The following is a 12089-nucleotide window of genomic DNA, read 5'->3' on the forward strand; positions in this document are numbered from 1 at the left end:
GCTCGCAGCGCTGACCCGGCACGCTCACGCACCCCCAACCGTGCATTCCCCGCGCTCGCAGCGCTGACCTGCGTGGGACCCGACGCGCGATGTGAGCTCGGAGCTCACAAAGGTCCGAAAAGGGCAGCTCCGCTCGGCGGTTCGTGCGCTGGCAGCTCACAAACGCCGATGGAGGCGGCCCCGGACGACACGAAGTGAGCCGCGAGCTCACCAACGGTCGCCAGGGAGGTCAATCCCGGCCCCCGGACGACACGAAGTGAGCCGCGAGCTCACGAACGGTCGCCCACGCGGCGAATCCCGCCCGTGGACGGCACAAAGTGAGCCCCGAGCTCACCAACGGTCGCCAGCGCGGCGAATCCCGCCCGTGGACGGCACAAAGTGAGCCGCGAGCTCAGCAACGGTCGGCTAGACGAGCTCGAGGTCGACCTGGACGGAGTCGCCGGCGCCCAGCCTCGACTCCTCGCGCCGGGCCTTGGAGAACGCGATCAGGTAGCGACCGCCCCGGCTCGCGACGGTGGTCTCGAAGGTGTAGCTGCCGTTCAACGTGACCCTGACCTTGGGCCGCTTGCTCTCGCCGAGGGCGGTGAGGACGTCGGGCGGCACCTCGATGCCCGTGTTGCTGCCGCCCATGGGCAGGATGATCTCGGTGGTGTAGCTCGTGGCCATGCGCTCGCCCTCCGGTCCGGATCACGCGGCTGCCTCGTCGCAGCGCGCGGGCTACTTCAGGAACTTCGAGGTACGTCGGTCCGCGAGGGGCTTGCCGCCGGTCTGGCAGGTGGCGCAGTACTGCAGCGAGGAGTCGGCGAAGGACACCTCACGCACGGTGTCGCCGCACTCGGGGCAGGGCTCGCCGGTGCGCCCGTGCACCCGCATCCCCGCGCGCTTGGCGTCCTTGAGCTCGGCGGCGGGCTTGCCGGACGCGGCGATCACCGCGGACGCGAGGGTCTCGCGCAGCGCCTCGTAGAGCGTGGCGACCTGGTCCTCCCCGAGCGCCGCAGCCTTGGCGAACGGCGACAGGCGCGCGACGTGCAGGATCTCGTCGCTGTAGGCGTTGCCGATCCCCGCGATGACGGACTGGTCGCGCAGGACGCCCTTGATCTGGGCGTTGCGGGCGCCGAGCAGCGCGGCGAAGGCGTCGAGGGTGAACGCGTCGGCGAGCGGGTCGGGCCCGAGCCGCGCGATCCCGGGCACCTCGGGCGGGTCGGCCACGATGTATGCCGCCAGGCTCTTGCGGGTCCCCGCCTCGGTCAGGTCGAAGCCGCCACCGGACGCCAGGCGGACCCGCACGGCGACAGGAGACTTGTTGGGGCGCAGCGCGGTACGCGGCATCTCGTCATACCAGCGAAGCCAGCCGGCCTTGGCGAGGTGAAAGATCAGGTGCAGCCCGTCGCAGTCGATGTCGACGAACTTGCCGTGCCGCCCGACCCCGGAGACCACCAGGCCGTCGAAGGCCTGCGGGGCGGGGGCGTAGGTCTTGAGCACGGAGAACGATCCGAGCTCGACGGCGGTGATGGCGTCGTCGACGATCCGCTCGGTCAGGAAGTCGACGAGCGCCTGGACCTCGGGCAGCTCCGGCATGGGCTCATCCTGCCCCACCCTCGCCGGACCGACAACGGGTCCGGCGAGGGTTCCGGCGAGGGGGCCCACAACAGGTCCGGCGGGGCCAGCAGGGGATCCGGCCAGAGCGAGAGGCAGACGTCAGAGCGGGTTCTGGTCGTCCCGGTCGGGCTGCGCGGCGGCCGCCTCGGCGTGGGCGGCCGACTCCTCGACCTCGGGGTGGTGGTGCGCCCCGGCGTCGCCCGCGTGGAACGCCGACCGCAGCCGCTGCGCCAGGCCGTAGCCGTCGGGCGCGCGGTAGACGGGCGTCGTCGCGTTGATCCGCTCGATCGGCTGCAGCTCCTCGTTGGACACGGGCAGGCCGTGCGACAGGACCTGCTCGGCAGGCGTGAGCTCGCGGATCGCGATGAGCTCCACCACGTCGGGGTGGTCCTCGGCGAAGTCGGAGTAGAGCTTCGGGTCGTGCTGGCCGTCGTCCCCGACGAGTAGCCAGTGGATGTCCGGGAAGTCCTGCCACAGCCGGCGCAGGTTGGCGCGCTTGTGCTCCTGCCCGGACCGGAACCACCCGGTGTTGGTGGGGCCCCAGTCGGTGAGCAGCAGCGGCCCGAGCGGGAACCCGTGACGGGAGAGGAACTGCGTGAGCGTCTGGAAGGTGTTCCACGCGCCGGTGGACAGGTAGATCACGGGGGCGCCGGGATAGCGCTCCTGCAGCTCGCGGTAGAGCGGTGCCATGCCGGGGACCGCGCGGCGGGTGTTGGAGTGGACGACGAAGGTGTTCCACGCGGCGATCATGGCGCGCGGCAGCATCGTGGAGATGACGGTGTCGTCGATGTCGGAGACGATGCCGTACTTCGTCTCCGGGCCGATGATCAGGACGGGGGCGTCGGCGGGGTCCGAGTCGGGCGACTCGATGGTGGCGGTGTGCCAGCCGGCGTCGAGCCCGGGCTGCTCGACCCACACGTCGACGTAGCCGCCGCGGTCCGTGCGCGCCTCGACCGCCTTGTCCCCCAACCGGATCGTGACGGGGGCGTTGGCGGCGGGCGGCGGCGTCGCGAACGACCGCCAGCCGCGGTCGCGCTCCTCGCCGCGCAGGGCGCGCACCGCGTCGTCACGGTGCGGGCTCGCCTGCGTGGACTCGTCGCCGGGGCGTGCCATCTTGATGCGGCCGAGCACACGCACGCGCTCGGGGGTGCCGTAGCCGGTGTGTCCGATCGCCTGGGTGCGCCAGCCTCGCTCGTGCAGGAGCGAGGTGATGCGGCGGTGCCAGGCGTCCTCGATCAGTGACGCGGTGTGGGGTCGTGAAGCCATGGTGCAGACCTTATGGGGCGGTGCCCCCCGGCGGGGGTGATGCGGCGAACCTCGCCCGGATCACTGTCGGGCGCCGCCGAGCCCGAGCAGCGCCGCGATCCCCAGGGCGCTACGCGGGTCGTAGGCCACGCGCCACAGCCCGCCGTGCGCCGCCGCCCGCGCCTCGGCCTGCCACGGCAGCGTGGGTCCGGCCTGGCCCGGGGCGCGGCGCAGGTCGTCGACCAGCAGTGCGGCCATGAGCGTGTTGCTCGTCGCCGGCTCGAACACCTCGATGCCGAAGAAGTGGGCGCCGGCATACGCCGCGGCCAGGGCGCGGTTCTTGGTGACCGAGCGGGTGCGCGTGGGAGGGGCGACGTTCATCGAGACGAGGTACCCGTCGTCGGCGGCGACCGACGCGCGCCAGCGGTGCACGCGCTTGGCGAGCAGGTAGTTGGGGCCCTGCTGCTCGACGATGCTGTCGGAGATCGCGAGCTGCTCGCCGGGGGCGTACTGGCGGCGCAGCAGCCGGCCGCCGCTGGCGACGCGCAGCGGGGTCCGGACGAGGCGTCCGAGCGAGCGTTCGCCGTAGTTGCGGGTCGCCTGGGCCACCGCGTCCGCCGGCACCACGAAGGCATCGGTCGGCGTCGCGAGGAAGCCCAGCGCCAGGTCCTCGCGTCGGGCGGCCAGGTGCGTCGTGAGGGCGTCGACCGCCGTCGTGACGCGGACGTTGGTGGCGCCGTCGGCATACACGTAGTTGCCGAGCACGAGCCGGCCCTCGAGCCCGTCGATCCACCGCGCGACGGCCCCGAGGTCGTGGAGCAGGTCGGCTCCCGCGCGCTCGGCCAGCCTCGCGTCGCTCGCCTCGGGGTCGGGGGTCGGTATGACGAGCCGCCCGGCGCCCTCGCGGGCCGCCGTCAGGACGCGGCGCCACAGGTCTGGGCGGGGCAGGTCGATCCCGACGACCTCGCCGCCCCAGCGCAAGATCGACCGCAGCGGGCCCATCTCGGCGCCGGCTCCGAGCACGACGACGCGCTGGTCGCGCAGGTCGAGCCACTCGGGGTGGTCCAGGACACGCTCGACCGCCTGCTGCACGCCCGGCTCCACGACGCCGTCGCGCACCCACTGGTCCAGGCGCCGGCGCAGCTCGTCGCCGCGCAGCCGCCGCCCGCGATAGGGCAGGGTCAGCTCGCGCTCCGGCTCGGCCGTGCCCTCGACCGTGGCGCTGTGCAGCGGGGTGCCCACCTCGTCGAGACCCGCCTGCTGGGGCTGGTCCACGCCGCTCGCGCCGACCCAGCGCATCTGCCCGTGCAGCGCCTCGAGGCCCTGCCGCGCCACGGTCAGCGCGGCGTCGCGGTCCTCCATGCCGACCTCGACGAGGCGGCGGAAGTGCACGGCGTACTCCTTGCGCCACGCCGTCTCGCGCCGTGCCGCAGCGGAGCCGACGGGGTCCACGCCGCCGAGCGCGCCGGCCACGATCTCGCGACCGACCGCGCTGGTGCTGCGGCGGCCCTCGGTCTGGGGAAAGACGACTCCGGTCATGTCGGCCACGACGTGCTCCTAGGGGTGGGGAGGCAGTGCCTGCAGCCAACCACAGGGCCCGGTCGGGCGCGAGGACCGATCGTGTCGTATGCCGTTCTCTGCATCTCTTGCTAGACGCAGCTAGAGGGTTCGAGAGGACGTGCTGTCGCCGCCCGAGGTCACCCCTAGACTGGCGCCATGATCACGCCGGACGGGGGACGACTGCGCCTGCTGCGCGCGAGCACCCTCGCCGTGGTCACGATCTCCCTCGCCGCGCTCGCCCACGTGCTGGGTGGCGGCGCGCTGCCGGGCGGCGGCGTCCTGACCGTCCTGCTCGGGCTCGTCCTGATGGCCTGCCTGGTCGCGAGCGGCCGCCGCCTCGGGGCCCTCTCGATCGGCGCGATCCTCGGGGGCGGTCAGCTGGCGCTGCACGAGGCGTTCGCGCTGCTGGGGACGACCGGGGCCGACGCCGCGTCGCTCGGGCACGTCGTCGGCAGCGGGCACCACGCCGTCCTCGTCACCCACGCGGGCCAGGCGGGGTCGGACGTAGGTGCAGCCCACGCGGTGGGGGTCGACGCCCTCGGGATGCACGCGATGGGGTCGGGGCACCACCTGTCCCTGTCGATGGTCCTCGCGCACGTCCTCGCCACCGTCGTGACGGCGGCCGTGCTCGCCCGCGGCGAGCGCGCCCTGTGGCTGCTCGCGGGCTGGCTGGCGCCCGTCATACGGCTCCTGCTCGAACGCCCTGCCCACTGGCCCCGCCCCGCTGCCATCACCGTCGCCGTGCCGCGCCTGCGGTCGGCCGAGCTCGTCCTCGCGGCCCCGCGCCGTGGTCCTCCGCTGGTCGTCTGCGCCCGCTGACCCCGCGTCAGCCCACTTCGACCTGCCCAGACACCAGACCGACTCCGGTCAGACCAAGGACCACACCCATGCTCAAGCGCATCGCGCTGCCCTGCGCCGTCGCCTCGTTCGCCCTCGTCACCGCCGCGTGCGGGTCGGGCACGTCGACCACGGCCGCCGGCTCCAGCACCGCACCCACGTCCACCGCCTCCGCCTCGGCATCCCTGTCCCCCACCAGCGCAACCACCTCCCCAGCCACGACCGCCACCTCGGTCAACCACCGCTCCCTCATCGTCAAGGACCCCTGGGTCAAGGCGGTCAAGGGCGGCATGACCGGGCTCTTCGCGACCCTCGTCAACGAGACCGACCAGCCCGTCAGGGTCGTCTCCGCCGAGAGCGACGTCGCCGCCATGGTGCAGCTGCACATCACCGAGAAGGACGCCTCCGGCGCCATGGTCATGAAGGAGACCAAGGACGGGTTCACGGTGCCGCCGCACGGCACCTTCGAGCTCCGGCCGGGCGGCAACCACGTCATGCTCATGGGCCTCAAGAAGCCCATCCTGTCCGGCACCGAGACGGTCGTGACTCTGCAGGACGCCAACGGCGGCCACGTCCACATCCACGCTCCCGCACGGGAGTTCAACGGGGCCAAGGAGACCTACGGCGGCATGTCGATGACGCCCAACGCCACGCCGACCGCCCCCGCGTCAGTCTCCGCGTCCGCCTCCGCGACGACGCACGCGCACCGATGACGGCGAACCAGCGCGGTGCCGACGGGCATCGGCTCGACCGGCGTGACGTGCTCGTCGGCGGGCTGTCGGCGCTCGGTGGACTGGCCGCTGGCGCCGCGGGTGGGATGGGGGTGGCGCGATCCGGCGCCGCCCCCGCCCCCGCCGCGACCGGCGAGGGCCCGACCACGGTGCAGCTGGCCGGGCACCAGCGGCGGGCCTTCCACGGCGAGCACCAGCCCGGGATCATGGACCCGCCCCAGGCGCACGGCGTGTGGGTGGCGATGGACCTCGTGCCCGGCGCCGACGTCACGACGCTGCAGCGGCTCATGCGGATCTGGACGCAGGACATCGCCCAGCTCATGGCTGGTCAGGCGCCGTATGCCGACTTCGAGCCCGAGATGACCGCGACGACGGCATCGCTGACGGTGACGGTCGGGATCGGCCCCCGCGTTCTCGGGCTGCGCGGCGTGACGGCGCCGCGGCCGCCGTGGCTGGAACCGCTGCCGGCGTTCCCGCAGATCGACCGCCTCGAGCCGCACTGGTCCGGAGGTGACCTGCTGCTGCAGATCTGTGCGGACTCCCCCATCACGGTGTCGCACGCCCAGTGGGTCCTGACCAAGGAGGCCCGCACCATCGCCACCGTCCGCTGGGTGCAGCGCGGCTTCCGGCAGGGGCACGGCGTGACGAACCCCGGCGAGACGATGCGCAACCTCTTCGGCCAGGCCGACGGGACGGTCAACCCCGTGCGCGGCCAGGACGACGCGGTCGTGTGGTGCGGGTCGTCCGCGCCGCGGTGGCTGCAGGGCGGCACCACGATGGTGCTGCGCCGCATCGCCATGAACCTCGAGACCTGGGAGGAGGCCGACCCGCTGACCCGCGACACCTCCCTCGGCCGCCGCCAGACGGACGGGTCGCCCCTCACCGGTCGCGCCGAGACGGACGCACCCGACCTGGCGGCGACGAACGGGCTCGGGCTGCCCGTGATCGACGAGTTCTCGCACGTGCGTCGCTCCATGCCGCACGAGAAGGGGCTGCGTGACCGCTTCCTGCGTCGTCCCTACAACTACGACGACCCGCCCGCCCCCGGCCGACTGACCAACGCCGGGTTGCTGTTCGTCGCCTACCAGGCGGAGCTCGAGCAGTTCCTGGCGGTGCAGCGGCGGCTCGCCGAGGCGGACCTCCTCAACACCTGGACCACCCCGATCGGGTCGGCGGTGTTCGCCATACCGCGGGGGTGTCGTGAGGGTGAGGTGCTGGCGCAGGACCTCTGGGCGTGAGCGGCCGTCACGGCCGGTGAGCGCAGGATGCTCGCATCGGCCGGCGCATCGTCAGCTGCCGTGACGGTCCACGTCAGGGCAGCTGACGCGCCGCCCGCCGGGTGCGGACTCAGCGCTCCCAGCGTTGACCAGGCCCGCCACACGCGCTCCGGGGCGGCGCCGTAGCCTGGCGGCATGAGCAGCGACGCGACGCGCGACCCGCAGCACGAGACGGACGCTGACCAGACCGACGGTGGACCCACGGCGCTGGGGCAGGAGGACGACCTCGGCGACGTCCCCGCTGCCGCCGGCGGCCAGGACACGTCCGAGCCGGCGCAGGGCGAGGGCGAGCAGAGCTCCTACTGAGGGCGACGCCCGGCGCAGCCTGCACAAAGTGACCCGTCGGGGCGGCTGGAACGATCAACGGTCCGAACCGGAACGATCCGCCTGCCCCGTCGGGTCACCTCAGCACCGACGCCTGCCGATGTCTGTCCGAGGGCTGTCTGAGGTCCGCCTGGGGCCTGTTCGAGGGCCTGTCCGAGGTCACCGCTAGCGTGCGGGCCATGACACCGACCACGAGCGGCGGACGCGACGCGACCACCGAGCTGCGGCAGGCCCACGACGTGCTGGCCGAGCCGTATGCCGAACGCCTGGCGACCCTGCTCGACGAGATGCCGCTCGAGCGCGGGATCCTCGCGGCGTTCTGCGATCTCGTGCGGGCAGCCGCGGATGCGCGCGGCGCGGGCGCCCCCACCGTCGGCGACATCGGTTGTGGGACAGGGAGGTTGGCGGCATACGTGCTGAACCGCGGGATCGGGGTGCGCGGGCTCGACCTCTCCCCCGAGATGGTGCGGGTCGCGCGGCGGGAGCAGCCGGGGCTGGACGTGCAGGTGGGTGACGTGCGGGCGCTGCCGTTCGGGGACGGCGAGCTCGACGGGGCGATCTGCTGGTACTCCCTGATGTATCTGCCGCCGCAGGATCGGCCGGCCGCGTTCGCCGAGCTGGCCCGGGTGGTGCGGCCCGGTGGCTATGTCGCGACCGCGTGGAAGGTCGGCGACGACAGCGTGCGCCGCGGGGGCGAATCCCTCGGACTGGGCATCGGGTTCGACATCTGGTGGCTGTCGCAGGGGGAGCTGACGCGCAGGTTCGAGGAGGCCGGGTTCGCGGTGGCGTTCTGGGGCGGGAGGCCCGCCGACCCGGACGAGCAGCAGCCCCAGGGCTACCTGATCGCCCGGCGTAGCAGTATCTGAGCGACTATTGACTTTGCCTTAGACATCCCTAGCGGAGGTGATCGACCGACCCCCAGCGCCGACTGGTGAAGGCCGTGCGCACCTCGTGTGCTCCCGGGCCTCGAGCCGCGGCGACTCGCGTCAGCCCGGCTGGGCGTCGCCCCACTCCAGCTTGCGGGCCTGCTTGTAGTCCGCGCCCTGCCGCTTGGACACGAGGCGCTGCGCGGCGGTGCCGTCGGCCTGGCACAGCGGCAGCCCGACGAGGCCCTTGCGGATCATCGGGTGGCGGATCACGCGGGCGGCATACGGCTCGACGGGCAGGCGCGTGGCCAGGACATAGCTGAACTTCTCGTCCTCGTAGGACAGCTCACCTCCCTTGACCGCCCGGTGCAGCGCGGATCGCTCGACGTGGGCGGGCAGGTGGCACCAGTCGTCCCCGACCAGCGGGCAGTCGAGCTGGTGAGGACAGGGCGCGGCCACCCGAAAACCCCCGCTCAGCAACAGGCCCCGCGCCTCGAGCACCCGGCGATAGCCCGCAGGCGTCCCCGGCTCCACCACCAGCACCGTGCTCGCCGTCGACATGGCGGTGGCGACGGCCTCGTGCCGCAGCGCGTCCGGCAGCTCGCCGACGACATACGACAGGGTGGCGAGGTCGGCGACGTCGCCGAGCGCACCAGGCCGCGCGCTGTGCCCCAGCGTCCAGGCGTGCCAACGGGACTCGCGCAGTCCCGCCACCGACGACCCCCTCGCCAACCGAGCCCCCAGCGTCCGCGCGGGCTCTGACTGCTCGAGCACGTCGACCTGCTCCAGCTCGGGAGCCCAGGCCGCCACGGCCCAGCCCGCCGCGCCCGTGCCGCCACCGAGGTCCACCAGCCGGCGCACGCGCAACGAGGGCACCGCCACCGACGCCTGCTCGAGCACCGACCGCAGCGCCGCGACGGTCGCGGGCATGCGATAGGCGGCATAGGCGGCCACGGTCACCGGGTCGTCGAGGATGACCGAGGCAGGGACCGAGCCCGAACGATAGGCCTCGATGAGCCGGGCCACACGCCCAGCGAGCGCCTCGACCCGGTGGCCGGCCAGCGTCTCGGCGAGCAGGTCTCGCAACTCCTCCGCCACCACGCGGGAGTCGTGGTCCGGGCGGGCGGGGTCGTTCGGCATACCCACCAGTGTGGGCCATCACGACCGCTCGCCGAGCCCGCCAACCCGGTCGTCGACCGGCGTGCAACGGGTCGGGAACGGCCCTTGTGCCCCAGCCCGGCAGCCCCTACGGTCAACCCACTGACCGCATACCGGTCCACGAGTCCGATATGCGAACACCCACAGACCCCACCATCTCAAGGACGAGCATGGCCAAGCACACCGCACGCCCGGACGAGCCGGACATCATCCACGACTCCGACGCTCCCACGACCTCCCCCACGGAGTATCGCCGCGTCGCCCTGGCCACCATGGTCGGCACGACCATCGAGTGGTACGACTTCTTCATCTACGCCAACGTGGCGGCCCTCCTCTTCGGCAAGCTGTTCTTCAGCGGGCTCGGCGACTGGAAGGAGCTCGTCTCCTTCGCCACCATCGGCGTCTCGTTCTTCTTCCGTCCCGCCGGGGCGATGGCGATGGGCTACGTGGGCGACCGCTACGGCCGGCGCATGGTCCTCGTCTTCACGCTGATCCTCATGGGCATCGCCACCGCCTGCGTCGGCCTGCTGCCCACGACCCAGTCCATCGGCATGGCCGCGCCGATCCTGCTGATCGTCCTGCGCTGCCTGCAGGGCTTCTCGGCCGGCGGCGAGTGGGGCGGCGCCGCGATGCTCGCCGTCGAGCACGCGCCGCACGGCCAGCGCGGCAGGTTCGGGGCCTACCCGCAGATCGGGGTGCCGCTCGGCATGATGCTGGCCACGGCCTTCCTCACCGTGCTGTCCGCGACCCTGTCCAAGGACCAGTTCGAGTCGTGGGGCTGGCGCATCCCGTTCCTGTTCTCCATCGTGCTCGTCCTCGTCGGCCACTACATCCGGTCCAAGGTCGAGGAGTCGCCCGTCTTCGAGGAGCTCAAGGAGGCCCGCGCGCACAGCGCCGTCCCCCAGACCACCCTGGTCAAGAACCACCTCGGCGACGTCATCAAGGCCGCGGCGTCCTTCATGGGCAACAACGCCCTCGGCTACATGCTCGTCGGCGGGTTCGTCCTGGCCTACGCCACCAAGACCGCCAAGCCGCCGCTGGCCCGCACCGACGTGCTGCTGTGGGTCATGGCCGCCGCGGCGCTGTGGCTCGTCACCACGATGTGGGGCGCGATCCTGTCCGACAAGATCGGCCGCAAGAAGGTCTACATCATCGGTTACGTACTCATGATCGTCGGCATGGTCCCGATGTTCATGGCCGTCCGGGAGGGCACCCTCTTCTGGGTCGCCGTCGCGCTGCTGTGGATCGCGATCCCCGAGGGCCTCACCTACGGCCCGCAGTCGGCGATGTTCGCCGAGGCCTTCCCCGCGCACATCCGCCTGTCGGCCGTCTCCTTCGCCTACGCGATCGGCGCGGTCTTCGGCGGGGCGTTCGCGCCCCTTATCGCTGAGGCCATCACCAAGTCGACCGGCAGCGTCGTCAACGTCGCGTGGTACCTCATGGGCGTCGCCGTGATCTCGCTCGTCGCGGTGCTGCTGCTCAAGGACCGCACCAACGAGCCGCTCCACACGATGTCCGGCCACTGATCGCCTGGTCGGCCATCCAGCAGCGAGGCCGTATGACGGTGGGGCCCACCGTCATACGGCCTCGTCGTCATCGGGCCCCGGCTCAGCGCCGCGGGGGACCGCCACGCGATTGACACGCGTTTGACCGTGCTAATCCGGCGGGAGGACGATGGACCCATGTGTTCCTACTGCGGGTGCAAGGACATCGAGATGATCGGGCGCTACATGGAGGAGCACGACCAGCTCATCAACGAGCTCGGGGTGCTGCGCCGGGCGTGCGACCAGCAGGACCTCGCCGCCGTGCAGGCCGCCTGCCAGCACCTCGCCGGGCTGATGCAGCCCCACTTCGACTCCGAGGAGCGCAGCCTGTTCGCCGTGCTCCGCGAGGACGAGGACTTCACCGAGCACGTCGACGACCTGTGCTCCGAGCACGAAGATCTGTGGGTGCTGTTCGACGCGGTCAAGGCGGGCGACTTCGGGGGCTACAAGGCGTTCGAGGACCGGCTGCGCGTGCACATGGACCGCGAGGACAACGGCCTGTTCCCCGCCGCGGCCGTGTCGCTCGACGGCCCGTCCTGGGACCGCATCATGGAGCTTGCCTGACGCCTGCCGGATTTTTGTGAGCTCCCAGCTCACGAAGCACCGCCCAGACGCCCGCCAGACAGCAGTTTGTGAGCTCCCAGTTCACGAAGCACCGCCCAGACGCCCGCCAGACAGCAGTTTGTGAGCTCCCAGCTCACGAAGTGCTGCCCAGACGCCCGCCAGACAGCAGTTTGTGAGCTCCCAGCTCACGAACGGCAGCGCGATGGCTGCGGATGGTCGCGGCGATGAGCGTCAGCCCCGGAAGGGTCGGCGCGACGGCATACCGCCGGTGGAGTCGGTCGGCTTTGTCGCGGCACGAGCAGTGATCGGGTCGTGATCCCGTATGTCGAGCGTGGCCCTCGCCCAGGTTGCGCGCGTAACGTCAAGGTATGCCCGCCGTCGCTG

At 72.2% G+C, this 12089-nt stretch carries 12 protein-coding genes; 7 read left to right on the plus strand and 5 right to left on the minus strand.

Translation table 11 applies throughout. The annotated features are described in order from the left end of the window. Positions 1–405: 405 nt before the first annotated feature. From K313_RS21760 to K313_RS0118575, 4 genes are all read right to left on the minus strand, one after another. A complete protein-coding gene (locus K313_RS21760) occupies positions 406–666 on the minus strand; it encodes a DUF1905 domain-containing protein (RefSeq protein ID WP_051274222.1) in 261 nt (86 codons plus the stop codon). A 51-nt stretch (positions 667–717) separates the two neighbouring features. Beyond that, complete coding sequence (locus K313_RS0118565) at positions 718–1578, minus strand: Fpg/Nei family DNA glycosylase (RefSeq protein WP_029212887.1); 861 nt, start codon at positions 1576–1578, stop codon at positions 718–720. A gap of 120 nt (positions 1579–1698) precedes the next feature. Further along, positions 1699–2865 carry an App1 family protein gene (locus K313_RS0118570; protein WP_029212888.1) on the minus strand — a complete coding sequence of 389 codons (1167 nt, stop codon included), beginning with the start codon at positions 2863–2865 and terminating at the stop codon, positions 1699–1701. Between the two features lie 60 nt (positions 2866–2925). Further along, entirely contained in the window at positions 2926–4383 is a 1458-nt protein-coding gene (locus tag K313_RS0118575) for a hypothetical protein (protein WP_034254386.1), read from the minus strand. Between the two features lie 177 nt (positions 4384–4560). Between K313_RS0118575 and K313_RS0118580 the strand changes: the two genes are divergently transcribed. The 5 genes from K313_RS0118580 to K313_RS0118600 all read left to right on the plus strand — a co-directional run bounded on the left by K313_RS0118580 (position 4561) and on the right by K313_RS0118600 (position 8439). Next, complete coding sequence (locus tag K313_RS0118580; protein ID WP_029212890.1) at positions 4561–5223, plus strand: hypothetical protein; 663 nt, start codon at positions 4561–4563, stop codon at positions 5221–5223. Between the two features lie 68 nt (positions 5224–5291). Further along, positions 5292–5954 carry a copper chaperone PCu(A)C gene (locus tag K313_RS0118585; protein WP_029212891.1) on the plus strand — a complete coding sequence of 221 codons (663 nt, stop codon included), beginning with the start codon at positions 5292–5294 and terminating at the stop codon, positions 5952–5954. After that, positions 5951–7210, plus strand: coding sequence for a Dyp-type peroxidase (locus K313_RS0118590; RefSeq protein WP_029212892.1), 1260 nt, complete (start codon positions 5951–5953; stop codon positions 7208–7210). The genes K313_RS0118585 and K313_RS0118590 overlap by 4 nt, the downstream gene beginning before the upstream one ends. A 174-nt stretch (positions 7211–7384) precedes the next feature. Then, complete coding sequence (locus K313_RS23745; RefSeq protein ID WP_156911469.1) at positions 7385–7555, plus strand: hypothetical protein; 171 nt, start codon at positions 7385–7387, stop codon at positions 7553–7555. 197 nt (positions 7556–7752) lie between these two features. Beyond that, positions 7753–8439 carry a class I SAM-dependent methyltransferase gene (locus K313_RS0118600; RefSeq protein ID WP_029212893.1) on the plus strand — a complete coding sequence of 229 codons (687 nt, stop codon included), beginning with the start codon at positions 7753–7755 and terminating at the stop codon, positions 8437–8439. Positions 8440–8559: 120 nt separating this feature from the next. Here K313_RS0118600 and K313_RS0118605 read toward each other — a convergent pair whose 3' ends face one another. Then, positions 8560–9579 carry a small ribosomal subunit Rsm22 family protein gene (locus K313_RS0118605; RefSeq protein ID WP_051274223.1) on the minus strand — a complete coding sequence of 340 codons (1020 nt, stop codon included), beginning with the start codon at positions 9577–9579 and terminating at the stop codon, positions 8560–8562. A gap of 188 nt (positions 9580–9767) precedes the next feature. Here K313_RS0118605 and K313_RS0118610 point away from each other — a divergent pair, with 188 nt between their 5' ends. Then, positions 9768–11123 (plus strand): MFS transporter, encoded by a 1356-nt coding sequence (locus K313_RS0118610; protein WP_019287307.1) that lies wholly within the window; start codon positions 9768–9770, stop codon positions 11121–11123. 156 nt (positions 11124–11279) lie between these two features. Further along, entirely contained in the window at positions 11280–11705 is a 426-nt protein-coding gene (locus K313_RS0118615; RefSeq protein ID WP_029212895.1) for a hemerythrin domain-containing protein, read from the plus strand. Positions 11706–12089: the final 384 nt, after the last annotated feature.

The sequence above is a fragment of the Arsenicicoccus bolidensis DSM 15745 genome, from assembly GCF_000426385.1.
Taxonomy (GTDB): Bacteria; Actinomycetota; Actinomycetes; order Actinomycetales; family Dermatophilaceae; genus Arsenicicoccus; species Arsenicicoccus bolidensis.

Excerpts from the sequence above, each read along its gene's own strand:
- K313_RS21760 (WP_051274222.1), bottom strand. The coding sequence starts at position 666 with ATGGCCACGAGCTACACCACCGAGATCATCCTGCCCATGGGCGGCAGC.
- K313_RS0118565 (WP_029212887.1), bottom strand. The coding sequence starts at position 1,578 with ATGCCGGAGCTGCCCGAGGTCCAGGCGCTCGTCGACTTCCTGACCGAG.
- K313_RS0118570 (WP_029212888.1), bottom strand. The coding sequence starts at position 2,865 with ATGGCTTCACGACCCCACACCGCGTCACTGATCGAGGACGCCTGGCAC.
- K313_RS0118575 (WP_034254386.1), bottom strand. The coding sequence starts at position 4,383 with ATGACCGGAGTCGTCTTTCCCCAGACCGAGGGCCGCCGCAGCACCAGC.
- K313_RS0118580 (WP_029212890.1), top strand. The coding sequence starts at position 4,561 with ATGATCACGCCGGACGGGGGACGACTGCGCCTGCTGCGCGCGAGCACC.
- K313_RS0118585 (WP_029212891.1), top strand. The coding sequence starts at position 5,292 with ATGCTCAAGCGCATCGCGCTGCCCTGCGCCGTCGCCTCGTTCGCCCTC.
- K313_RS0118590 (WP_029212892.1), top strand. The coding sequence starts at position 5,951 with ATGACGGCGAACCAGCGCGGTGCCGACGGGCATCGGCTCGACCGGCGT.
- K313_RS23745 (WP_156911469.1), top strand. The coding sequence starts at position 7,385 with ATGAGCAGCGACGCGACGCGCGACCCGCAGCACGAGACGGACGCTGAC.
- K313_RS0118600 (WP_029212893.1), top strand. The coding sequence starts at position 7,753 with ATGACACCGACCACGAGCGGCGGACGCGACGCGACCACCGAGCTGCGG.
- K313_RS0118605 (WP_051274223.1), bottom strand. The coding sequence starts at position 9,579 with ATGCCGAACGACCCCGCCCGCCCGGACCACGACTCCCGCGTGGTGGCG.
- K313_RS0118610 (WP_019287307.1), top strand. The coding sequence starts at position 9,768 with ATGGCCAAGCACACCGCACGCCCGGACGAGCCGGACATCATCCACGAC.
- K313_RS0118615 (WP_029212895.1), top strand. The coding sequence starts at position 11,280 with ATGTGTTCCTACTGCGGGTGCAAGGACATCGAGATGATCGGGCGCTAC.